Origin of the sequence: Wenyingzhuangia gilva (assembly GCF_030519655.1) — a bacterium.
Taxonomy (GTDB): domain Bacteria; phylum Bacteroidota; class Bacteroidia; order Flavobacteriales; family Flavobacteriaceae; genus Wenyingzhuangia; species Wenyingzhuangia gilva.
In genome coordinates, this window is sequence record NZ_JAUMIT010000001.1 from 993,882 (window position 1) to 1,015,762 (window position 21,881).

Here is a 21,881-nt window from a genome sequence, read left to right on the forward strand (position 1 = left end):
CACATGAAAAAATTAGTTTACTCAATTTTTATAGTAGCATTATTCACCAGTTGTGTTACCAAACAAAGATTTACAGAATTATCTGATAGGTATGATGAATTGGCAAATACAAATGCAGGCTTAATTGCTAAAAATGATAAATTAATCAAAGAACAAATTGATCTTAATAAGCAGATAAGAGACTTAGAAGATTTAAAGTTGTATTACACCAATCAATCTAAAATTTTAAACCAAGAGATTGATGCAACTTTAAAGAAATATGGTAAGCTGCAAGAAGCTTATGATGCTCTGGCCTCAAATAGCTCTCAAGCAATTAGTAGTAAAGCTCAAGAAAATCAAAAACTTTTAAATGACTTAGGAGCTAAAGAAACGGCTTTGTTTGAAAAAGAAGCAAATTTAGCAAAACTAACAGCTGCTTTGGATGCTCGTTCTAAACGAATTCAAGACTTAGAAGCTTTAATAGCAAGTAAAGAAGCAGCAATGCAACAGTTAAAAAGTGCTATTAGCAATGCTTTAAAAGGTTTTGAAGGAAAAGGATTAACTGTTGAACAAAGAAATGGAAAAGTATATGTTTCTATGGAGAACAAATTGTTGTTTGGTTCTGGACAGTGGGCGGTAGGAGCTAATGGAAAATCTGCAGTAGTAGAATTGGCAAGAGTGTTGGTTCAAAACCCTACTATTGATGTGTTAATAGAAGGTCACACAGATAATGATCCCTACAGAACTGGAGGCGTGATTCAAGATAACTGGGATTTATCTGTAAAAAGAGCGACTGCAATTGTGAGAATTTTACAAGAGAATAACGTTTCTCCAAAGCAAATTACAGCAGCAGGACATAGTGAATATGTACCAGTAGCATCAAACGAAACTCCTGAAGGAAAGGCAAAAAACAGAAGAATTGAAATTATTTTGTCTCCAAATTTAGATGAAGTAACCAAATTATTGAATGAGTAGTATTTTGAAGTATAAGAGGACTAAATTAGGTGTAGTATTGTTTTTTGTAGGAATTTCTTTGTATGCCCAAGAAAAAAAAGATAGTATTCAAGATAATTTCAAGATCGCAATAGTTTCAGAAGATTTAAAGATTGCAACTCCCGTTTACCTAAACGATACCATAGATGCTGAAGCATTGGCAAAGATAGATAGTTTATGGATAGACAATGTTTACAAATCTTCTTTGATGGATGATGTCTTTATAGATTTAAATACTAATGATAGTGAGGAGGAATTTACTGTATGGGATGATTTACCAACAGATACTTTAAAAAAGCGTTTATCGGTTATCAACTCTAAAACACCTTTTCATTTAGAATATAATATAGAGTTAGAAAGGGTTATTAAAAGCTATTTAAAATATAGAAGGAAATATTATCCTGATATGATGGCTAGGGCAGAATATTATTTTCCATTGTTTGAAGCTCAGTTAGCTAATTATGAAATTCCTTTAGAAATTAAATATTTGGCAATTGTAGAATCTGCTCTAAAACCTAGAGCAAAATCTAGAGTTGGGGCGACAGGTTTGTGGCAGTTTATGTATCAAACAGGAAAAATGTATGATTTAAAAGTCAGTTCTTATGTAGATGAAAGACAAGATCCTGTAAAAGCTACCAAAGCGGCATGTAAGTATTTAGAGCGATTATATCACAGTTTTAACGATTGGGATTTGGCTTTAGCGGCCTATAATTCTGGACCAGGAAATGTTTCAAAAGCGATTAGAAGATCGGGAAATAGAACCAATTACTGGAATATTAGACCTTATTTGCCAAAAGAAACTTCGGATTATTTGCCAGCATTTTATGCAACCATGTATATTTTTGAGTATGCAAAGGAACATCATATTCGAACAGAACAGCCACGTATTCATCGTTTTGACATTGATAGTATTCAGGTAAAACAATTGTTAACTTTTCAGCAAATACATGACAAGATTGGGACAGATATTGAAATGTTAGAATTTTTAAATCCATCATATAAATTAAATATTGTTCCTTATGTAAAGGGGAGAAATTACAAATTAGTATTGCCCTTAAAAGATGCTTTGGCTTTTGTAGATAAAGAAGAAGAGATTTATGAATACGCTACTGCTGAGGCCAACAAAAGAGAAAAGCCTTTGCCAAAGTATTTTGAAATGAATCAACGCATTCGTTACAAGGTAAAATCTGGAGATTATTTAGGATTGATTGCTGAAAGACATGGAGTTTATGTAAGAGATCTTAAAAAATGGAATAATTTAACTTCCACTAATTTAAAAATTGGACAAAGGCTAACTATCTATCCAAAAAGGATAAATTAATCCTTTCTTAACCTGAAGTAAGTTGGAACAATCTTTGGGGTATATATTCTATAAGTTAAGTAACCTTTGGTTATACATAAAACATACAATTATGAAAAAGATAATTACCTTACTTGCATTTCTACTTATTATTGCCTGTGGTGATAATGGGAAAAAGACAAATAATGACTATACAAAGCCTAGTTCTACAGGTAGGATTAATCATGTAGTTGTGGTTGTTGAACCTGATGTATGGAAAGGATCTGCTGGGGATGCTCTTAGAGAAGTGATTCAAGAACCGATTCCAGGTTTACCACAAGTAGAATATCAATTTGGAGTTTCTACCATTCCTTCAAGTGCTTTTACAAAAATGTTTAAGAATAGTAGAAATTTATTGTTCCTACAATTAGCAGATAATGAAAAGTTAGAATCATCAACTAATAAATATGCACAGCCACAAACTATTTTAGAGATTAAGGCTACATCAGTAGAAAATTTGGTGAATCTAATACATGCAAAAGCAAATGAAATAGTAAATACATTTAAGGATGGGGATTTAAAATCTATACAACAAGAAGTTGTTGAAAATAAATATACTCAAAAAATAAATGCTTTAACCAAATTGGGTGTAACCATGGATATTCCTAGTAAATACAGAATGGTCATGGATACTTTAGGTTCTTTTATGTGGATGCGTAGTCATATTGCAGGAGGAATTGCTACTGGAGATCAAACCAATAATATTATTGTGTATCAAGCTCCACTTTTTGACGATAACAAGCCTGTTTTAGATCAAATAATTAAGAATAGAGATAGTATTGGTAAGGCTTATATTAGAGGTAATGATACTGAGAAAATGTACATGATTACTGAAGCTGCAAGAACACCAAGCGTAAAAATTACCACAATTGATGGAAAAAAAGCTTATGAAAGTAGAGGAACATGGGAAGTGTTTAATGCTTTTAATGCAGGTCCTTTTTTAAATTATTCTGTTGTGGATAAAAAAAATAATAGAGTAGTTGTAATTGAAGGGTTTAATTATGCACCATCAGTAAACAAAAGAGATTTTGTTTTTGAATTAGAAGCAATTTTAAAAACAGCTAAAATTAACTAGATTTTAATAAATATCTCCTCGTTTTTAGCATAAGGCCTATTACTCTTAATAATTAATGTTGTGTTGTTTAAAGTAGCTTCAACAAGGTAATGGGTACCTTTAAAGTAACTACCATTAACCACTGCTTTAATGGATGATTTTTCTACAATGCTAATTTGTTCAGGATAAAGAATGGAAACCCCTTTTTTATCAACACCAATATCATGGTTAGCAACTTCACTTACTTCATTAAAAAACGAAGCCACATATTTGTTTTTAGGGTTTAGATAAATTTCTTCAGGAGTACCATTCGCTATAATTTTGGTATCTCTAATTAAGTATAAAGTATCTGCAAAAGAAAGCGCATCAGTACTATCATGAGTAGCTACAACACAAGTAATTTTTTGTTCTTTTAAATAATTAAAAAGACTTCTTCTTAAATTATTTTTTCTAAAGTTATCAATGTGACTAAAAGGTTCATCTAATAATAAAACTTCTGGTTCTTTAGCCAAAACACGAGCAATAGCAATTCGTTGTTTTTGACCGCCACTAAGGTTTTTAACCTTTATATTAGCAAAATCAACCATGTCGACTACCTCTAAAAGTTCCTGAATTCTAGCATTTTTTTTATCCTTGTAGATGTTAGATAAAAATTCACCAACATTTTCAGCAGCAGTTGTATACGGCATTAAACTAAAATCTTGAGCCAAATATTTCATAAATGGATGTCCAGGAACTAAGTGATATTTTGGACCTAATAATTTTTTTCCATTGTATTGAATTTCTCCTTTTTCAAGGTCCATTAAACCGTAAATAATTTCAAGTAATGTGCTTTTTCCACAACCACTTTCTCCCAAAAGAGCAATGTATTCACCCTTTTTAACTTTAAAATCAATATCTTTTAAAACAGTTTTTTTTGCTGTATAAGCATAAGAAACATTTTTAATTTCTAGCATAAATCTGAAGTTGAAAAGCAAAGATAATATTTATATAATGGAGTTCTTTATCATTGAAAAGATCAAATTTCTTTGTTTTTATGAATAGATTCTTTTATTTTAACATATGTTAACTTAAAACTATAGGCTATGAAATATTCATGTAGAATTTTATGGATGGCGTTGTTGTTGTCACAAATGATTTTTTCCCAAGATGGATTTGAAAGTGCTTTTGAAGATGAGAATAACATCTCTGCAAATTTAGGAGCAACTACTATTGGTGATCAGACTTTTATTGGAATGAGGGTTCAGCCAGAGTTTTCATTTGGGAAATTTGGTTTAGGGTTAGACATTCCTTTATTGTTTAATGCTAGTAATGGTGAAATGAGAACAGAAGAGTTTAATAATGGAGTAGGAGTCTTACGTATGGTAAGATATCTAAGCTACGGTAAAAAGAAAAAGGATCCTGTTTACGTTAAGTTAGGAGACATGACGGGCGAGCAACTAGGGTATGGAGCTATGTTGGGAAATTACAGCAACTCAGTGTCTTTTGAGCGAAGAAAAGTAGGACTTAGTGCAGATGTCACTTTTAAAGAAATTATTGGCTTAGAGGCTATATATAGTGATTTAAATTTTAATGGTTCTCAAAAACTATTTGCAATAAGACCTTATTACAGACCTTTTGGTCAAACAAGTATTCCTATTGTAAAAACTATTGAATTTGGACTGAGCTACGCAAGTGATAAAGATGATTATGAACAAAGTTCTGTAGGAGGAACTATTCCATCAACTAAGTTTACAAGAGAAGGTAACAGTGCTTTTGGATTTGATGTAGGTGCTATTTTATTACAAAATTCATTGTTAAGACTTACATGGGATATGCAATACACCAAATTGAACAAAAATGAGGCATTGGCAAATGATATTAAAACCAATCCAGGGAATTATAACATAAACGCAAGTTATGATTCTGGAAGTGGTTTTGCAACTGGGCTAGAAGCTCAATTTAGATTTGTTGCCAATATCTTTCATGTAAATGCTAGAATTGAGAGACAATGGTATGAAAACAATTATATTCCTCAGTTTTTTAATTTTGCTTATGAAATCAATAAAGATAATAGGTTGATGGAGTTAATAGGGGCAGAAAAATCACAAGGGATTTATGGTAAATTAGGAAGTGAAATTTTGAGTATAGTTAAGGTTGAAGGAGAATTGTTATTGCCAGATAATTTAACAGATAGTAATAGAGGTGCTATTGTTGGTCTTAATTTACAAACCAAAGAAATTGGCAAGTTTAGGGCAAGAGGTAAATATTTAAAAGCCCAGTTAAATGATTTAGGAGATGCTTTTAAGTTAGATCAACGTTCGTTAGCAAATTTATTAGTCACCTACAGATTGAATAGATTTATGGAAACAGGTGTTGACTATCAATGGACTTTTGCAGAAAAAGAAGATGGTTCTTTTAGAGCGCTTCATCAAGTAAGACCATATATAGGAGTGAGTATTAAATTCTAGAAATCAAAAAACGTCTTGCGAAAACAAGACGTTTTTTTTATAACTTATTTTATGTTTTAAAATTGAAAGTACAGTACAAGGTTATTTAACTCTTATATTATTCTTAAATTATAAAAGGGATAGTAGATAATACGTGTCTTTAATATCATGCTTAGTATTTTATAACATCTTTCCATGTGTCTATAAGATATTGATTCAATATACAATATACAATATACAATATATGAATTGTTATATGTCAGAACATTTTATAGGCATGGTTTAGATTTCTTAGTTCATAAAGCTAATTATCGGACACAAAAAAACCTGCTAAATAATTAGCAGGTTTTGGTATTGTTTTATGTAAATTTTTCTCTACAAATTAGTTTGCAGCTGGAGTATCTAATAATTCAAAGAACTCATCTAACTTAGGCATGATGATAATTTTTGTTCTTCTGTTTTTAGATCTGTTTTCAGCAGTACTGTTATCAGCAATTGGAGCGTATTGAGATCTACCAGCAGCTATTAATCTTTCTGGTAAAACATCATACTTAGATTGTAACTCACGAACTACAGCAGCAGAACGTTGTACAGATAAATCCCAGTTATCTTTAACTGCAGCACCTTCAACAACTAACTTGTCATCAGTGTGTCCTTCAACCATAACATCCATGTTAGGGTATTCGTTAACAACAGCTCCAACTTTCTTTAAGATTGCTTCAGCTCTCTTAGAAATTTTGTAAGATCCAGAGTTGAATAATAATTTGTCAGCAATAGAGATGAATACTTTAGTTCCCTCAATGTTAACAGAAATATCCTCGTCGTTTAAACCGTTAGGTAAAATCTTCTTTAAGTTGAAAGCTACAGCTAAGTTGATAGAATCTTTCTTAGAGTTAGCCTCTTGGATGTACTTAATGTACTCGTCTTTTTGTTGTAATTGAGACAACGTAGATCTCATGTTTTCTGTTGCAGACTTAGACATTGCAATTAAATTGTCAACGTTTTCTAAGTACTTTTCATTTCCTTTTTCTAAAAACTTAATTCTGTCTTCTAAAGAAGCTACTTTGTTTTCAGCTGCACCTAAGTCTACTTTAGAATCTGCTAAAGCTTTCTCTGTAGTTGCTAATTTGTCTCCTAATTCTGTTTGTAAGTCAGTATACTTTTTCTTAGATACACAAGAAGTAGCTAATAATGAAACTGACACGATTAATATCAAAACTTTTTTCATGGTCTATAAAATGTATTATTTTTGAACAAATATAAAAACTTTCTAATAAAAACCTACTCTTATGAAGCAAACAATTGTTGATAACTTGTTAAAAAGATCAATTCTTTTTAGTTTTATTATAATTTCAATCATTTCCTGCTCTAAAGAAGAGGTAAAGTATCAAAAATTGCAAGGTAATGTGTTCGGCACTACTTTCCACATTCAATACTTCGATACTATAAACAACAATTATAGTGCCGAAATCACATCATTGTTTGATGAAATGAATAATTCTTTATCAACCTATCATAATCATTCATCAATTAGTCAGTTAAATGATGGATTATCAGTTCTTAAGGTAGATTCTAATTTTATAAATGTTTTTAAATTATCAAAAAAAGTATTTAAAGAGACAGATGGATACTTTGATCCTACAGTGGGAAAAATGGTAAACGCATGGGGATTTGGGCCACATAAATCTAACAGAGACCCATCAAAACAAGAAATTGATAGTTTGATGCAATACGTTGGTTTTGATAAAGTATCTTTAAAAAGAGATACTATTGTTAAACAAAGTTCAAATATCACATTTGATTTTAATGCTACAGCTAAAGGTTATGGAGTGGATCTTGTTGGCGAGTTTTTAGAAAAAAAAGGGATAAAAAATTATTTGATTGAAATAGGTGGTGAGATTAGGGCTAGAGGAAAAAATGAACATGGTAAATATTGGTCCATTGGTATAGAAGAACCTAATTTTGATGGAACCAGAAGCTTACAGAAAGTAACAACTTTAAAAAATGAAGCCATTGCGACTTCTGGTAACTATAGAAAGTTTAGAATAGATAGTATTACGGGGCAAAAAATTGCACATACTTTCAATCCCAAGACAGGTTCTCCTGCCCAAACAGATTTGTTGAGTGTTTCTGTAATAGCTCCTGTTTCTTGTGGTGAAGTAGATGCCTATGCAACGGCTTTTATGGCTATGGGATATGACAAAGCAAAATCGTTGGCAGCAAAACACAAAAACATGAAAGTATACTTTATATATATAGAAAACGATCAATTAAAAACCTATGCGAGTGATCAATTAGAGTTTATTGAGTAAAATTTACACGCTCTTTACACATATGGGTAAAATTTCATTTTTCATTAAGGCATATTTTTCTATTTCTTTTTCTGAAAAATGATCTGTTACTTTAAATTGCTTTACATCAAAACCAGTTTTAGTCAATCTATCAAAATAGTCTAGTCCGTAAATTCTAACATGGTCGTATTGTCCAAAGTGTTTTCTACGTTCTTCGGGCGATGTAATATTAAAATCTTCGTAAGTATTGGTTTTGTTTACATCTTGTGGAATTTGAAAAATTCCCCATCCGCCAGGTTTTAACACACGGTATAATTCAGACATTGCTTTTGCATCATCCATAATATGTTCTAATACATGATTGCAAAAAATAACATCATAGGTGTTATCCTCAAAAGGCAAATCACAAATATCTGCTTTTACATCTGCCAAAGGCGAAAATAAATCGGTAGTAGTGTAATCTAAATTTTGTTGTTTTTTAAAAAGTGGATAAAAACATTGCTCAGGTGCAACGTGTAATACTTTTTTGGGATTTTTAAAAAAATCAGAATGATGGTTTAAGTAAAGCCATAACAATCTATGTCTTTCCAAAGATAAAGTTCCTGGAGCTAATACATTTTCTCTTTGATTTTCATAACCATAGGGAAGAAACTTACGGTAAGATTTACCATCAATGGGGTCGGTATATTGATTTCCTCTATAATAAGCAGCTAAGATAGGCTTGGCTATCAAACTAATTTTGATAAGCCAAGGTCTTGGAATGGTATTTAATATGGTTTTAAAAAGCCCCATTAATTAAGCTCCATAAGGCTTTGCTCTAAATTTGTCTTCTATATCTGTTACAATACCTAAAGCATCATTTACATATTTAAATGTAGAAAGTATTTCTGGTTTTCCATTTACGATAGCGATATCATGCTCAAAATGTGCAGAGGGTTTTCCGTCTTTGGTTAAAATGGTCCAACCATCATTTAATTGAACAATATCTTTGGTTCCCATATTGGTCATAGGCTCAATAGCAACAACCATCCCATCGACAAACTTTTTACCTCTACCACGTTTTCCGTAGTTTGGCATTTGTGGATCTTCATGCATTTCTCTACCTAATCCGTGACCAACCAATTCTCTTACCACACCGTAACCATGGTCTTCGGTAAATTTTTGAATAGCATAACCAACATCTCCAACTCTATTACCGGCTTTAAATTGCTCAATACCTACATACAGGCTTTGTTTGGTAATTTCTAATAGTTGTTTTACTTCTGGAGCTACTTCACCTACTTCAAAAGTATAAGCATGATCTCCATAAAATCCATTTTTATATGCCCCACAATCAATAGAAATAATATCGCCTTCTACTAAAGGTTGTTTATTTGGAATTCCATGTACTACTTGTGCATTAGGACTCATACAAAGAGAATTAGGAAAATCATACATTCCTAAAAACCCAGGTTCTGCACCATGATCTCTAATAAAAGTTTCAGCCATTTTATCTAACGCATGAGTCGTAACTCCTGGTTTTACTTCTTTGGCAAGCATTCCTAAAGTTTTAGAAACTATTAGCGCACTTTCACGCATTAATTCAATTTCTTCTAGGGTTTTAATGGTAATCATATTCCTGTTTTATGGAGTGCAAAGATAATATTTATTTAAAGAATCCTAGAAAGCCTTTCTTTTTGTTTGTGGTTATTTCTGGTTCATCATTAAAAATTATTTGATGAATTTTTCCCCAACCTAAAAAGCCTCCTATATTTCGGTCATCTATAAAAAGATCGGCATGAAGCTTACGGATGGTGCTATCATCTACAGTTTCATTAGGATAATTTTTGTTAACAGCATAAAATTCAATGCCATGTTGTTTACAAAAGGCAACAGCTTCTTCTAATTTTTTTCCTTCTCTTAAAGTCCAAAGAATAAGTCTATACCCGTTTTCTTGAAGTTTTTTTAAGGTTTCAAAAGCAAATAATTGAGGCGTACCAATTTTAGGATACTCATCTTTTACAATGGTTCCATCAAAATCTACAGCAATTATTTTTTGGTGATGTGGAATTGGCACGACTAATCTTTTTTGCAATATTACAATTATATTATTTTTGATTAAAACTTTAAAGATGATTATCAAAGAATTAAATGGAAATAAGCCTCAGTTTGGAAAAAATTGCTTTTTGGCTGAGAATTGTGTGGTGATAGGGGAGGTAACTATGGGAGATGATTGTAGTGTTTGGTACAATGCTGTGATTAGAGGAGATGTGCACCGAATTACTATGGGGAACAAAGTAAATATTCAAGATGGAGCAGTGGTACATGCTACCTATCAAAAATCGCCAACCACCATTGGGAACTCAGTTTCTGTTGGACATAATGCGATTGTACACGGTTGTACCATTCACGACAATGTATTAATTGGAATGGGAGCTATTGTGATGGATAATTGTGTGTTAGAATCTAATTGTATTATAGCGGCAGGAGCAGTAGTTACCAAAGGAACTATTGTAAAATCGGGAAGTGTGTACGCAGGAACCCCTGCTAGAAAAATAAAAGATTTGAGTGAAGAACTTTTGCAGGGAGAAGTCAACAGAATTGCCGATGCTTATGTAAAATATTCTGGTTGGTATAAAAATTAAAAATTTACTTGCTCAACAGTAATATTGCTGACTTCTTTTACTAAGTGATGTAATGTGTTGGTGTTACTGTTGCTCATTAAATAATGCTCTCCAGGAGTGCTGTTGTTGTTTAGCAATAGTTGTTCGGAGAGTATTTTTTCTGTTTGCTTGGCCACAGCAAAACCAGAATCTATAATGGTTACATCATCTCCTATGATTTCTTTGATTTTAGGGATTAAATATGGGTAATGAGAACATCCCAATACCAAATAATCAATATGATGAGCTATCATAGGTTTTAAATACTTTTGTAAAAGCAATTCCATTTCTAAAGAATCAATCAAATTGTTTTCTATCAAAGGTACCAATCCTGTTCCTTCTTGTTCTATAACTAAAATATTAGAGGCAAATTCTTTAGTAGTTTTATGAAACAAATCACTGCTTAAAGTTCCTTTAGTGGCTAAAATACCAATAGCTTTTGTTAATGTTGCCAGTGCAGCAGGCTTAATGGCTGGCTCAATTCCAATAAAAGGGATGTCAAAAGTTTTTCTTAAAATGTCAATGGCATTGGTGGTAGCAGTATTGCAAGCAACCACAATTATTTTAGCTCCTTTGTTAATTAAGATTTCTGAGTTTTTAAGACAGATATCTATAATTTCCTGTTTTGATTTGTTTCCATACGGAGCATTTTTACTATCGGCTAAATAGAGCGTATTTTCATAAGGTAATCTATGAATGATTTCTTTCCAAATGGAGGTTCCGCCTACTCCAGAATCAAAAACGCCAATAGGATTTTCTTTCATGTTTTTATTTGTATGTTACAAATCTCGACAAAACAATATCAAAATAAAAGCGCTATTATATAATATAATAGCGCTTTTATGAATTTTTTTTGAAAAAGTATTTGATTACTTAATCCCTAATTTGGCCTTAATTGCTCCTGAAATGTCTTCTCCTTCAGCATAAATTAATGTTCTAGCATCTAAGATATATTGAATACCTTTTTCTTTAGCGTAAGCTTTGATTGCATCTTGAGCTTTTTTAACAATAGGCTCAAGCATTTCATTTTGCTTGTTTTGTAATTCTTGAGAAGCAGCTTGTTGTAATTGTTGAATTTTAGCTTGCTCTTGTTGAACTTCCATAGCTCTTTGTTGATTTTCTTCTGGAGTTTTTGATTTTTCTTCAGCAGTATACTTATCAAACTTTGCTTTTAAAGCAGTTGATGCAGATTTGATTTCAGATTCGTAGGTTTTTCCTAATTTCTCCATGTCTGCTTGCATTGCTTTCGCCTCTGGCATAGAAGCTACAACTTCGTCTAAATTGATGTGAGCAATTTTTTGTGCGTTAGCAAATTGAGTGAATCCTAAAGCTATAATTGCAATTAAAAATGTAGTTTTTACTTGTTTCATTTGGTTATTTGTTTAATCGTTTCGTTTTTTTCGTTCTTCTTCTCTTTTGAGTCTGTCTTCTTCTCGTTTCTTTCTTTGTTCTTCTATTCTCTTTTCTCTTGCTTCACGAGCAATTTCTCTTTTAATAGCAGCCTCTTCTTCTTCAATTTCTTTTTTAGATTTTTGTATGTATTTTAATACAAGCTCGCTAATATCGTAATTATTATTGGTATATAACATCACTATTGATGAAGATTTCTCAAAAATCATGTCATATTTTCGAAGTTGAGCAATTGTTTGTACTGCGTTATAAACCAAATCTTGATAAGGTGTTACCAATTGTTTTCTCAGTTCAAATAATTTTCCTTCGGTACCAAAATAAGTGTTTTCTACTTTAGTAATTTCATCTTCATACGTTTTTATTTCAAGTTCTCTTTCTTTAATTAAATCTTCGGTTAACAAAGGTTTTTCGTTTAAAAACTCTTCTTTCATGGTGTTTAACTTTAGATACATTTTATCTAAGTTTTTTTTCCATGTAGTAGTTTCAGTATCTAATTTGTTTTGAGCTTCTGCATAAGAAGGTATTTTACTTAATACGTATTCTATGTCTACAAAACCAATTCTTTGTAATTGTTGTTGTGCATTGGCACTAAACCCAAAGAAAAGTGAAAATAAAAATATTTTTTGAATGAACTTATATATGTTGTTAGAAATAATCATGCCATTTTTAAAATTGTTGTCCGATGATGAAATGAGTTTGCCAACCAGACTTACCAACTTCACCAGGAACGTTATCAAATCCGTGTCCAAAGTCAATACCTAGTAATCCAAAGGCTGGCATAAATATACGAATTCCTAATCCAGCAGATTTCTTTACGTCAAAAGGGTTAAATTTACTAAAACTGCTATATGCATTTCCTGCTTCCACAAATCCTAGAGCATAAATAGATGCTGATGGATTTAAGGTAATTGGGTAGCGAATTTCCATAGAGAATTTATCATATACTGTAGCTCCAACAAACTCAGAAGTTTGTGCTGTCTGTCCTCCGAAGTTAGATAAAGTACTGTTTGGATATCCTCTTAATCCAATGACTTCTCTACCATCAAAACTGTTGGTGTTTAATCCATCACCTCCCACAAAATATCTTTCAAAAGGCACTTCTCCTAATTTATCATTGTAGTTTCCTAAATATCCAAATTGAGCATTGGTCATTAACACAAATTTACCAACCAAAGCAGTATACCATTTAGCTTTTAAATTGATTTTATAATATTCTAACCATTTAAATCTTTCGTTATTGGTGTTGTAATCTTTACTTGTAAATAAAGAAAATGGAGGGGTAAACTTACCTTCAATAGAAAAAGTAGATCCGTATGAAGGGAAAATTAAACTTGGTCCTGCAGAGTTACGTTGTAAAGTTACGTTGTACGATAAGTTGTTAGAAACTCCAGTACCATTATCAAAACTTAAAGCACTACCAAAGTTAAATTGATTCACCGTATATCTTCTGTAACTAATAGTGTTAGAAATAGAAAAATAATCATCTGGCCATTTTAAACGTTCTCCAATTCCGATAGAAGCTCCAAAAATATTTAATTCTTGACTTTTATCAACCTCATAATAAGAACCTCCAAATCCATATTGTTTGGTGTTATAAACAGAAAAACTTAGAGATCTTGGTTTTTTACCTCCCAACCATGGTTCTGTAAATGATAAACTATTGGTGGTTGAGAATCTACTTGCCTGCAATCTTAAAGATAATTGTTGTCCATCCCCTAATGGTAAAGGCTTGTATTCTTCTTTTTTGAATATGTTACGTAATGAGAAGTTGTTGAATGATAATCCTAAGGTACCAATAAAAGATCCACTACCATAACCTCCTTGTAGTTCTATTTGACTTGATCCTTTTTCCGTAAGGCTATATTCTATTCCAACCGTTTTATCTGCATAATTAGGTTGTAAGTCTGGACTAATAGCTTCGGCATCAAAAAATCCCATCTGTCCTAGTTCTCTAATAGAACGAATAATATTGTCTTTGCTGTATAAATCTCCTGGTCTGGTACGTAACTCTCTGTAAATTACATGATCATTTGTTTTGTCATTTCCAACAACAGAAACATGACTAATAGTTGCTTGATCATCTTCATGAATTCTAATTTCTACAGTAATAGAATCGTTTTCAACTTTGGTTTCAACAAGGTTGATTTGAGAAAACAAATATCCGTTATTTTGATACATAGTAGTGATGTCGTCAGAATCTGGAGTCCCATCTCCTTTAACACGTTCTTCCAGTGTTTTAGAATCATAAACATCTCCTTTTTCAATTCTTAAGATTCTTTGAAGGTCTTCACTTTTATAAGTTTTGTTTCCAAGGAATTTAATTTCTTTATAAAAATACTTATTTCCTTCTTCAATGTTTATGTGTAAATCGATTGTCTTTTTTCCTTCATTCCAAGTAATGCTGTCAGCAACAATTCTTGCATCACGGAATCCTTTACGACGGTATTTTTCAATTAATTTTTTCTTGTCTTCTTCGTAGTTATCTTCTACATATTTTGAGCGTTTCCAAAATCTACCCCAAAACTTTCTTTTAGTATCTTTAAGAGCTTTTCTAACGTCTTTGTCACTAAATTGTTTATTTCCAGTAATATCAATATGTTTAATTTTCACCAATTTACCTTTGTCAATAAACACAGTTGCATTTTTTTGATTGGCATTGTTTGGATTGTCTACAGTAGAAATATTTACTTTGGCTTTTAAGTATCCTTTGTCAATATAAAATTGTCTAATATAGTTTTCGGTAGAAGTAATTAAATTCTCGGTTAACATTTTACCTGTAATAAGACCGGTGTCTTTTTTAAAGGTTTTTTCTTTTGATTTGCTAACTCCAATAAATTTAATTTCGTTTAATTGAGGAAGTTCTTTAATGGCAATTTCTAAGTAAACAGTATTTCCTTCTATTTTGGTAATAAATACTTCTACGTCACTAAATCTATCAGATTTGTGTAGTTTTTTAATGGCACTAGTTAATTTATCACCAGGTATTTTTATTTCTTGCCCTGTTTTAAGTCCAGAATAAGAAATAACAGATGCTTCAGAAAAAGCATTTGTTCCAGTAACACTAATTCCTCCCAAGAGATAATTTTTTGGCGTACTAAAGTCTGGCTGATTTTGGTTAGAAAAAGCATTGTCTGTATTTACACTAACTTCGCTAGAAGTGTTATTTTCTTTAGTTGATATATCTTGTTTGTTTTCTTCTTGAGCACTGACAAGATTTGTAACGAAAATGATTAATGTAAATAAGTAATTTTTAAATAGTTTGTTCATGTTCTCCTTCTAATTGTTCACTGGTTTTTCCAAACCTTCTTTCTCTGTTTTGATATACTTCTACTGCTTTGAACAAATCCTCTCTTCTAAAATCAGGCCAAAGTGTTTCAGTAAAATATAATTCGGCATAAGCTAACTGCCATAATAGGTAGTTACTTAGCCTTTGTTCTCCACTGGTTCGTATCATTAAATCAACGTCTGGAAGGTTGTGAGTATATAAGTTTTGTTGAATAACGGCCTCGTTTATATCTTCGGTATTTAAATTGCCGTTTTTAACCTCTTCAGCAATTTTTTTTACAGAAGCGGTAATTTCTTCTCTACTACCATAACTTAAACAAAAAGTTAAGGTTATTTTTGTGTTGTTTGCTGTAGACTCTATAACGTTATTAAGAGTTGCTTTGGCTTTTTTTGGAAGATCTAATAGTCTTCCAATGGCTTTTACCTTAACTTGCTTTCTTTGAAATTCTGGAAGTTCTTTTTTTAATGCACTAACAAGCAAATTCATCAAAGCATCAACCTCAAGCTTTGGTCTTTTCCAGTTCTCGGTTGAAAAAGCATATAAAGTAATAGCTTCTGTACCTAAATCATCGGCAGCTTCTACAGATTCTCTTACAGCTGTTAGGGCGTTTCTGTGACCAAAAATTCTGGCCATTCCTTTTTTCTTTGCCCAACGACCATTACCATCCATAATAATTGCAATGTGCTTAGGTACTTTATTTTTTTTTAGTTCTTCTAGTAAACTCATTAAAATCTTATTTGGTTTTTACTACCTCTAGGCCATCCAAATGTATAATATATTGAAGCGCCAATATAGTAATAAGCATCCAAAGTGCTTTTGTTTGTTTTAATATTATCTAATACATCAGAAAAAGAAACTCTTGCTTTGGCTTCTAAGGAACAAACAATACGTTTTGTAAGTGCTTGTTTATATCCTATACCCATGGGTAAAGCAGCTGAAAATTTTGTCTTTCCATCAGTATTGTAAAAAATAGTTGCTGCTTCAAAAATAAGATAACCTGTACTTTTTTTAATGTTGCCTGTTCTTATCAAATTATATTTTGTAAAGTTAAAGTCAATACCGCCAGATAGTTCTGCCAATTGAGTAGTACTATTTTGATGGCTACTCTCCATTAAATTAACAGCTACTCTATAGGCAATTCTAGGGTTCATGTTTTTTTTTATTACTACTCCCCAGTTTTTATATGATGATGTAATAGGAAAGGCATTATTTCTTTCTCCCATAACATTCCCAAGGTTGTACGTAAGACCAGCTTCGTAAACCTGAGAAAAGCCAATGTTGGCAATTAAAAAAGTAAGAATGTACATTAACTTTCTCATATTCATTAATAAAAACAGGGCAAATATAATTAAACGTTCATGAATTGTTGAAGTAATAACCAATAATACTAATGATTTATTGTTTTTCAACAGATTTATTTCTTGTATCATACCCCCATAAAAGTTTATCTCTAAGGGTGTTGATAAAGGTATGGTCCTTTAGTAGAATGATTTTTGCCGTAAAATTTGCCTTGGTTACAATAATTTCAGTTTCTACATCTATGGTACTAACTCTAGAATCTAAAGAGGCTAAAAATTGATCCTCTCTTCGTAAAACTTTTAATTTAATTTCTGTGTCATCCGAAATTACAATAGGTCTTGCGTTTAAGTTATGTGGAGCAACGGGTGTAATTAAAAAATTATTGGTGTTTGGCATAATTACAGGACCTTGACAACTTAATGAATATCCGGTAGAACCTGTTGGGGTAGAAATAATTAAACCATCTGCCCAATAAGTCGTTAAATATTCATTATTTAAATAAGCATCTACACCAATCATAGAATTAGTGTCTTTTTTAGCGATGGTTAAATCATTCAATGCATAACCTAAGATAGAAAACTCAGGTTGATGTTCATTGCTTGCAACTTTTAACATCACACGTTCATCAACAGTATAAGCTCCCTTTAAAAACTCTTTAATCGCTTTGTTGATTTCATTTTTTTGAACGGTTGCTAAAAAACCTAATCGACCTAAATTAATTCCTAGAATAGGAATGTTTAAATCTTTAATTTGATTAAAAGCTCTTAAAATGGTTCCATCACCACCTAAAGTAATGAGTGCATCAAAAGAGGTGTCAAGACCAGACTCACCGTCATAAGTGTCTAAATGATCTACAAATTTAAGTCCAGTATTTTTAATAGAATCAGCAAAATCATCATTAATGTAAACAGCTGTATTTGCTTTGTTTAATGCGTTGATTAAGGTAGAAACATATATTTCATCAGAATCTTTATATACTTGTCCAAAAATGGCTACTTTTTTCATAGTAAAACTTTTAGTACTGCGAATTTAGATGTTTAAATATTTAATAAAGTATTCTGAACGTTTTTTTAAGCTTTCTAAGTATGAATCTTCTGTTAAAGTGTTTAAAATAGTATAATCATACCTTCTAAAAGATTGAATCAGTTCATTAATACTACCCGATTTTACTTTTAAGGTAATTTGTGTATGTTCTTCATTTTGCTCAGAAACAAAAGATCCTAGTATTTGACTACCGTTAGATTCAACAATTTGACAAATCTCGGACATAGAGTATTCAATGCTGTTTTTTTCAAGTAATAAAATATTTCCTTCGGTACTTAAAAAGTGAGTATCGGCAAAACAATCTAAGGTGTCATTTAGGTCTAAATAACCAAAATACTCGTTTTTTTTATCTACAATAGGTAACAAATTGGTGTTGTTTACTGCAAAATTAGAGAAGACTTCCAATAATGTATCTTCTTGTTTGGCAAAAAAGAATTCGTATAAATATTCTAATTCTGCCAGTTTTTGATTTTTATCTTCAATAGAAGTCAAATCTTCCTTGGCAATGTTTCCAATAAGTTTTTCCCCATCAATCACAGGAATATGAGAGTAGGATATTTTTGAAAAGACTTTTAAAATTTGCTTGATCGTTTTTTGATTACTTACCGCAATTTTGTCTTTAGATATGTAGTTAATAAGTTCCATAAAGGTCAAATTAAGGAAAATTGTTAATTGTTCGTTCTATTTTGAATATTTTTGCACTCATAAAAATACAGAATATGGCGGTATTAAGCGTAAATGTTAATAAAATAGCTACATTAAGAAATTCAAGAGGAGGAGATGTGCCTAATTTGGTGCAGGTAGCAAAGGATATAGAAGAATTTGGAGGGCAAGGAATTACCATTCACCCAAGACCAGATGAACGACATATTCGTTATCAAGATGCTTTTGATTTAAAAGAAATAGTTACTACAGAGTTAAATATTGAAGGAAACCCTATACCAAAGTTTAAAAAACTGGTTTTAGATGTAAATCCAAAACAAGTAACGTTGGTGCCAGATGGAGATGACAATATTACATCAGATGCTGGTTGGGATACTATTACTCATCAATCTTTTTTAAAGGATGTAATTGCTGAGTTTAAAGCAGCGGGAATTAGAACTTCTATTTTTATCGATACAGGAAATCCTGCTTTAATAGAAGCAGCTGCAACCACAGGAGCAGATAGAGTAGAGTTGTACACAGAAAAATTTGCAGTAGAATACGGAAAAGGAAATACAAGAGTAATTACCGAGTATGCCGAAGCTGCTAAATTGGCCAAACAATTAGGAATGGGTGTAAATGCAGGTCATGATTTAAGTTTAAAAAACATTAATTTTTTTGCTAAACACATTCCTGAGTTAGATGAGGTTTCTATTGGTCATGCTTTAATATCAGAAGCTTTGTACTACGGATTACAAAACGTAGTCAATATGTATTTATATAAATTACAAGACGTATTATAATGGAATTATTGCACTCAAATATTGTAGGTTCAGGCTTTCCGTTGATTATTCTTCACGGATATTTTGGAATGGGAGACAATTGGAAATCACAAGCGAATAATTTATCTGAAGATTTTGAAGTTCACATGGTGGATCAGCGAAACCATGGACGTAGTTTTCATTCGGATGATTTTAGTTACGAGTTGATGGTTCAAGATTTAAAATATTATTTTGAAGAAAAAAATATTGATAAAGCCATTGTTTTAGGTCATTCTATGGGAGGAAAAACAGCTATGTTGTTTGCTGTTGAATACCCTGAATTGGTAGAAAAATTAGTGGTGGCAGATATTGCACCAAAATATTATGCTCCACATCACCATACTATTATTGATGCTTTAAATAGTGTTGATTTTTCTAAATTAAAATTAAGAACCGAGGTTGATGATATTTTAAAACAAAGCATTTCGGAAGAGGGAGTTCGTCAGTTTTTGTTAAAAAATGTATACAGAAAAAACAAAACAGAAATGGATTTTCGTTTTAATTTACAAAGTCTAACAGAAAACAATCCCGAAGTAGGAGAGGCTTTACCTGCCTATACAACTTACAATGGAGAGGTGTTGTTTTTAAGAGGAGAAAAATCAAATTATATTTTAGAGGATGATTTTGCCCTAATTTCAGCTCATTTTGAGAACGCAAAAATAGAAACAGTATCAAATGCAGGGCATTGGTTGCATGCAGAAAATCCAGTAGAATTTTATAATAAGTTGATAGCCTTTATAAAATAAGTATAAAAGAGAATTAAATCAATTGAGCATGAATTAATTATACCTTTTTGTGGCTTAACAAAAAAAGCGTATTTTTGCACCCAATTTTTTAGAGATTTTAAATAAAAATAGTCAAATGAACATTACTAAAGAGAATATCGATGCATTAAATGCAGTAGTTAAAGTTGATATTACAGCAGAGGATTATCAAGAAAAAGTTGCTTCTGTATTAAAAGATTATCGTAAAAAGGCAAATGTACCTGGTTTTAGACAAGGGCAAGTGCCAATGGGATTGGTGAAGAAGCAGTACGGAAAATCAGTAATGGTAGACGAAGTAAACAAATTGTTACAAGAGTCTTTAAATAACTTTTTAGCTGAAGAAAAGTTAGATATTTTAGGAAATCCACTACCAAAAATGGATGGAGAATTTAACTGGGATGCTGAAAACTTCTCTTTTGAATTTGAGTTAGGTTTGGCTCCTGAAATCAATGTTGATTTATCAAAAGGAAAAATAACAAAATACAACATCGTTGCTAACGATGAATTGATTGATAAAGAAGTAGAAAACTTACAAAACCGTTTTGGAAATGTAGTTGCTCAAGAAGAAGTTGCTGAAAATTCAACAATTACTGGAGTATTTGCTAATGAAGAAGAAGGAATTGAAACAAAAGCTTCTTTAACTTTAGAAGACATCAAAGGAAAGTTAAACGCTAAGAAATTTGTAGGATCTAAAGTTGGTGATGTTTTAGAATTAAAATCTAAAAATTTATTTAACGAAGATACCAAATTAGCGGCATCTTTAGGTTTAAAAGTAGAAGACGTTGCAGAGTTGGCAATACCTTTGACTTTTAAAATTGAAGAAATTAGTTATACTGAGCCTTCTGAATTAGATCAAGAGTTTTTTGATAAGATTTTTGGAGAAGGAGTTGTGTCTTCTGTTACTGAATTAAGAGAAAAAATTAAAGAAGATGCTGAAGGACAGTTTTTACAACAAGCAGATCAGTATTTATTAAATGCAATTACTGAAAACTTAATAGAAAATACTTCTTTTGATTTGCCAAAAGAATTTTTAATTAAATGGTTAGGAACTGCTGGTGAAAAACCTTTAACAGATGAGGAAGCAGCTGCTGAATATGAAAAATCTGAAAAAGGATTACGTTACCAATTAATAGAAGGTAAAGTAATGATGGATAACGACGTAAAAGTTGATTTCCAAGAGTTGAAAGATTACGCTATCGGATTCATCAGACAACAAATGGCTCAATTTGGTCAAATGAACCCTGAAGATAAAGAGTTAGAAGACATCGCAATGCGTGTGTTACAAAACCAAGATGAAGCTAAGAGATTACAAACACAATTAATTAGCAACAAATTGTTAAACTTATACAAAGAGAAAATTTCTTTTGATGAAAAAGAAGTTACTTACGAAGATTTTGTAAAAGAAGTTTACAAATAATTGTAAGAATATCACATAAAAAAAGCATCCTAATTTTTAGGATGCTTTTTTTATGCTGTAGTTTTAGGAGTTTTTAATCAAAGGCAAAATGTTGATCTAATTTGTTCTCAACTAATTTTTGCACTCTATTTACATCTGCATCATCATGAATGTAAATGGTCAAATTTTCTTCAACCCGATCTCTACTGATGGATTTTTGAATTTCTATAGATTCTATTCCGCTAATATTATTTAGCAAGTCTTTGCATTCTTGGTCGCAAGTAGTGTCGTTGATATAAACTTTTAGGGTTTGACACTTTGGACTGTTCCTAATTTCGGTTCTAAATGGCAGCATAACTTTATATTTTAAGGTTTTTAAATCAAATTGGTTCTTTCTAATTTAAGAAAAAGGATTGGATTTGTCAATATGCAAATGAGATACAATACTTATTCGTCTGCTTTTATATAAAGCTTAGTTTTCTAAATCTATGT

Annotated in this window: 23 protein-coding genes; 9 read left to right on the forward strand and 14 right to left on the reverse strand. The window is 31.4% G+C overall.

What is annotated here, in order from left to right:
- The first annotated feature begins 3 nt into the window (after positions 1–3).
- From QVZ41_RS04490 to QVZ41_RS04500, 3 genes are all read left to right on the forward strand, one after another.
- Positions 4–954 carry an OmpA family protein gene (locus QVZ41_RS04490; protein ID WP_302883348.1) on the forward strand — a complete coding sequence of 317 codons (951 nt, stop codon included), beginning with the start codon at positions 4–6 and terminating at the stop codon, positions 952–954.
- Positions 947–2,293 carry a lytic transglycosylase domain-containing protein gene (locus QVZ41_RS04495; protein ID WP_302883349.1) on the forward strand — a complete coding sequence of 449 codons (1,347 nt, stop codon included), beginning with the start codon at positions 947–949 and terminating at the stop codon, positions 2,291–2,293. Before QVZ41_RS04490 ends, QVZ41_RS04495 begins: the two co-directional genes overlap by 8 nt.
- 91 nt (positions 2,294–2,384) lie before the next feature.
- A complete protein-coding gene (locus tag QVZ41_RS04500) occupies positions 2,385–3,386 on the forward strand; it encodes a DUF4837 family protein (RefSeq protein WP_302883350.1) in 1,002 nt (333 codons plus the stop codon).
- Here QVZ41_RS04500 and QVZ41_RS04505 read toward each other — a convergent pair.
- On the reverse strand, positions 3,383–4,321 hold the full coding sequence (locus QVZ41_RS04505; protein ID WP_302883351.1) for an ABC transporter ATP-binding protein: 939 nt from the start codon (positions 4,319–4,321) through the stop codon (positions 3,383–3,385). The genes QVZ41_RS04500 and QVZ41_RS04505 overlap by 4 nt on opposite strands.
- Before the next feature lie 129 nt (positions 4,322–4,450).
- Here QVZ41_RS04505 and QVZ41_RS04510 point away from each other — a divergent pair, with 129 nt between their 5' ends.
- Entirely contained in the window at positions 4,451–5,815 is a 1,365-nt protein-coding gene (locus QVZ41_RS04510; RefSeq protein ID WP_302883352.1) for a hypothetical protein, read from the forward strand.
- 361 nt (positions 5,816–6,176) lie between these two features.
- On the opposite strand, the gene QVZ41_RS04515 is transcribed toward QVZ41_RS04510, so the two are convergent.
- Positions 6,177–7,022: an OmpA/MotB family protein gene (locus QVZ41_RS04515; RefSeq protein WP_302883353.1), complete on the reverse strand. Its 846-nt coding sequence runs from the start codon at positions 7,020–7,022 to the stop codon at positions 6,177–6,179.
- A gap of 61 nt (positions 7,023–7,083) precedes the next feature.
- On the opposite strand from QVZ41_RS04515, the gene QVZ41_RS04520 reads away from it, so the two are divergent.
- Positions 7,084–8,106: an FAD:protein FMN transferase gene (locus QVZ41_RS04520; RefSeq protein ID WP_302883354.1), complete on the forward strand. Its 1,023-nt coding sequence runs from the start codon at positions 7,084–7,086 to the stop codon at positions 8,104–8,106.
- A 3-nt stretch (positions 8,107–8,109) separates the two neighbouring features.
- On the opposite strand, the gene QVZ41_RS04525 is transcribed toward QVZ41_RS04520, so the two are convergent.
- From QVZ41_RS04525 to QVZ41_RS04535, 3 genes are read right to left on the reverse strand one after another with little or no spacing between them, the layout of a single operon-like run.
- Complete coding sequence (locus QVZ41_RS04525) at positions 8,110–8,877, reverse strand: class I SAM-dependent methyltransferase (RefSeq protein WP_302883355.1); 768 nt, start codon at positions 8,875–8,877, stop codon at positions 8,110–8,112.
- A gap of 3 nt (positions 8,878–8,880) precedes the next feature.
- On the reverse strand, positions 8,881–9,699 hold the full coding sequence (gene map, locus QVZ41_RS04530; RefSeq protein ID WP_302883356.1) for a type I methionyl aminopeptidase: 819 nt from the start codon (positions 9,697–9,699) through the stop codon (positions 8,881–8,883).
- Between the two features lie 31 nt (positions 9,700–9,730).
- Entirely contained in the window at positions 9,731–10,141 is a 411-nt protein-coding gene (locus tag QVZ41_RS04535) for a BT0820 family HAD-type phosphatase (protein WP_420896116.1), read from the reverse strand.
- Between the two features lie 55 nt (positions 10,142–10,196).
- Here QVZ41_RS04535 and QVZ41_RS04540 point away from each other — a divergent pair, with 55 nt between their 5' ends.
- Positions 10,197–10,709: a gamma carbonic anhydrase family protein gene (locus QVZ41_RS04540; RefSeq protein ID WP_302883357.1), complete on the forward strand. Its 513-nt coding sequence runs from the start codon at positions 10,197–10,199 to the stop codon at positions 10,707–10,709.
- On the opposite strand, the gene murI is transcribed toward QVZ41_RS04540, so the two are convergent.
- The 8 genes from murI to QVZ41_RS04580 form a co-directional block, all read right to left on the reverse strand.
- The gene (gene murI, locus QVZ41_RS04545; RefSeq protein ID WP_302883358.1) at positions 10,706–11,491 is read right to left on the reverse strand and encodes a glutamate racemase; all 786 of its coding nucleotides are present in this window, start codon (positions 11,489–11,491) and stop codon (positions 10,706–10,708) included. The two genes, QVZ41_RS04540 and murI, sit on opposite strands and share 4 nt — an antisense overlap.
- 105 nt (positions 11,492–11,596) lie before the next feature.
- Positions 11,597–12,097 (reverse strand): OmpH/Skp family outer membrane protein, encoded by a 501-nt coding sequence (locus QVZ41_RS04550; protein ID WP_302883359.1) that lies wholly within the window; start codon positions 12,095–12,097, stop codon positions 11,597–11,599.
- Positions 12,098–12,109: 12 nt separating this feature from the next.
- Complete coding sequence (locus QVZ41_RS04555; protein ID WP_302883360.1) at positions 12,110–12,796, reverse strand: OmpH/Skp family outer membrane protein; 687 nt, start codon at positions 12,794–12,796, stop codon at positions 12,110–12,112.
- A 7-nt stretch (positions 12,797–12,803) separates the two neighbouring features.
- A complete protein-coding gene (gene bamA / locus QVZ41_RS04560) occupies positions 12,804–15,404 on the reverse strand; it encodes an outer membrane protein assembly factor BamA (RefSeq protein WP_302883361.1) in 2,601 nt (866 codons plus the stop codon).
- On the reverse strand, positions 15,388–16,149 hold the full coding sequence (locus QVZ41_RS04565) for an isoprenyl transferase (RefSeq protein ID WP_302883362.1): 762 nt from the start codon (positions 16,147–16,149) through the stop codon (positions 15,388–15,390). Before QVZ41_RS04565 ends, bamA begins: the two co-directional genes overlap by 17 nt.
- A complete protein-coding gene (locus QVZ41_RS04570; protein WP_302883363.1) occupies positions 16,149–16,853 on the reverse strand; it encodes a DUF6089 family protein in 705 nt (234 codons plus the stop codon). Before QVZ41_RS04570 ends, QVZ41_RS04565 begins: the two co-directional genes overlap by 1 nt.
- Positions 16,819–17,727 (reverse strand): NAD kinase, encoded by a 909-nt coding sequence (locus QVZ41_RS04575; protein ID WP_302883364.1) that lies wholly within the window; start codon positions 17,725–17,727, stop codon positions 16,819–16,821. The genes QVZ41_RS04570 and QVZ41_RS04575 overlap by 35 nt, the downstream gene beginning before the upstream one ends.
- A 24-nt stretch (positions 17,728–17,751) precedes the next feature.
- Positions 17,752–18,411 carry a CBS domain-containing protein gene (locus QVZ41_RS04580; RefSeq protein ID WP_302883365.1) on the reverse strand — a complete coding sequence of 220 codons (660 nt, stop codon included), beginning with the start codon at positions 18,409–18,411 and terminating at the stop codon, positions 17,752–17,754.
- A 74-nt stretch (positions 18,412–18,485) separates the two neighbouring features.
- On the opposite strand from QVZ41_RS04580, the gene QVZ41_RS04585 reads away from it, so the two are divergent.
- The 3 genes from QVZ41_RS04585 to tig all read left to right on the forward strand — a co-directional run bounded on the left by QVZ41_RS04585 (position 18,486) and on the right by tig (position 21,410).
- Entirely contained in the window at positions 18,486–19,211 is a 726-nt protein-coding gene (locus QVZ41_RS04585) for a pyridoxine 5'-phosphate synthase (RefSeq protein WP_302883366.1), read from the forward strand.
- A complete protein-coding gene (locus QVZ41_RS04590) occupies positions 19,211–19,975 on the forward strand; it encodes an alpha/beta fold hydrolase (RefSeq protein ID WP_302883367.1) in 765 nt (254 codons plus the stop codon). Before QVZ41_RS04585 ends, QVZ41_RS04590 begins: the two co-directional genes overlap by 1 nt.
- A 115-nt stretch (positions 19,976–20,090) precedes the next feature.
- Complete coding sequence (gene tig, locus QVZ41_RS04595) at positions 20,091–21,410, forward strand: trigger factor (protein ID WP_302883368.1); 1,320 nt, start codon at positions 20,091–20,093, stop codon at positions 21,408–21,410.
- A 73-nt stretch (positions 21,411–21,483) separates the two neighbouring features.
- Here the strand turns inward: tig and QVZ41_RS04600 are convergent, their stop codons facing one another.
- Positions 21,484–21,744, reverse strand: a complete 261-nt coding sequence (locus QVZ41_RS04600; RefSeq protein ID WP_302883369.1) for a hypothetical protein — start codon at positions 21,742–21,744, stop codon at positions 21,484–21,486.
- Positions 21,745–21,881 lie beyond the last annotated feature (137 nt).

Excerpts from the sequence above, each read along its gene's own strand:
- QVZ41_RS04550 (WP_302883359.1), bottom strand. The coding sequence starts at position 12,097 with ATGAAACAAGTAAAAACTACATTTTTAATTGCAATTATAGCTTTAGGA.
- QVZ41_RS04570 (WP_302883363.1), bottom strand. The coding sequence starts at position 16,853 with ATGATACAAGAAATAAATCTGTTGAAAAACAATAAATCATTAGTATTA.
- bamA (WP_302883361.1), bottom strand. The coding sequence starts at position 15,404 with ATGAACAAACTATTTAAAAATTACTTATTTACATTAATCATTTTCGTT.
- QVZ41_RS04505 (WP_302883351.1), bottom strand. The coding sequence starts at position 4,321 with ATGCTAGAAATTAAAAATGTTTCTTATGCTTATACAGCAAAAAAAACT.
- tig (WP_302883368.1), top strand. The coding sequence starts at position 20,091 with ATGAACATTACTAAAGAGAATATCGATGCATTAAATGCAGTAGTTAAA.
- QVZ41_RS04525 (WP_302883355.1), bottom strand. The coding sequence starts at position 8,877 with ATGGGGCTTTTTAAAACCATATTAAATACCATTCCAAGACCTTGGCTT.
- map (WP_302883356.1), bottom strand. The coding sequence starts at position 9,699 with ATGATTACCATTAAAACCCTAGAAGAAATTGAATTAATGCGTGAAAGT.
- QVZ41_RS04600 (WP_302883369.1), bottom strand. The coding sequence starts at position 21,744 with ATGCTGCCATTTAGAACCGAAATTAGGAACAGTCCAAAGTGTCAAACC.
- QVZ41_RS04575 (WP_302883364.1), bottom strand. The coding sequence starts at position 17,727 with ATGAAAAAAGTAGCCATTTTTGGACAAGTATATAAAGATTCTGATGAA.
- QVZ41_RS04495 (WP_302883349.1), top strand. The coding sequence starts at position 947 with ATGAGTAGTATTTTGAAGTATAAGAGGACTAAATTAGGTGTAGTATTG.
- QVZ41_RS04500 (WP_302883350.1), top strand. The coding sequence starts at position 2,385 with ATGAAAAAGATAATTACCTTACTTGCATTTCTACTTATTATTGCCTGT.
- QVZ41_RS04520 (WP_302883354.1), top strand. The coding sequence starts at position 7,084 with ATGAAGCAAACAATTGTTGATAACTTGTTAAAAAGATCAATTCTTTTT.
- QVZ41_RS04540 (WP_302883357.1), top strand. The coding sequence starts at position 10,197 with ATGATTATCAAAGAATTAAATGGAAATAAGCCTCAGTTTGGAAAAAAT.
- QVZ41_RS04515 (WP_302883353.1), bottom strand. The coding sequence starts at position 7,022 with ATGAAAAAAGTTTTGATATTAATCGTGTCAGTTTCATTATTAGCTACT.
- murI (WP_302883358.1), bottom strand. The coding sequence starts at position 11,491 with ATGAAAGAAAATCCTATTGGCGTTTTTGATTCTGGAGTAGGCGGAACC.
- QVZ41_RS04580 (WP_302883365.1), bottom strand. The coding sequence starts at position 18,411 with ATGGAACTTATTAACTACATATCTAAAGACAAAATTGCGGTAAGTAAT.
- QVZ41_RS04590 (WP_302883367.1), top strand. The coding sequence starts at position 19,211 with ATGGAATTATTGCACTCAAATATTGTAGGTTCAGGCTTTCCGTTGATT.
- QVZ41_RS04585 (WP_302883366.1), top strand. The coding sequence starts at position 18,486 with ATGGCGGTATTAAGCGTAAATGTTAATAAAATAGCTACATTAAGAAAT.
- QVZ41_RS04565 (WP_302883362.1), bottom strand. The coding sequence starts at position 16,149 with ATGAGTTTACTAGAAGAACTAAAAAAAAATAAAGTACCTAAGCACATT.
- QVZ41_RS04510 (WP_302883352.1), top strand. The coding sequence starts at position 4,451 with ATGAAATATTCATGTAGAATTTTATGGATGGCGTTGTTGTTGTCACAA.
- QVZ41_RS04490 (WP_302883348.1), top strand. The coding sequence starts at position 4 with ATGAAAAAATTAGTTTACTCAATTTTTATAGTAGCATTATTCACCAGT.
- QVZ41_RS04555 (WP_302883360.1), bottom strand. The coding sequence starts at position 12,796 with ATGATTATTTCTAACAACATATATAAGTTCATTCAAAAAATATTTTTA.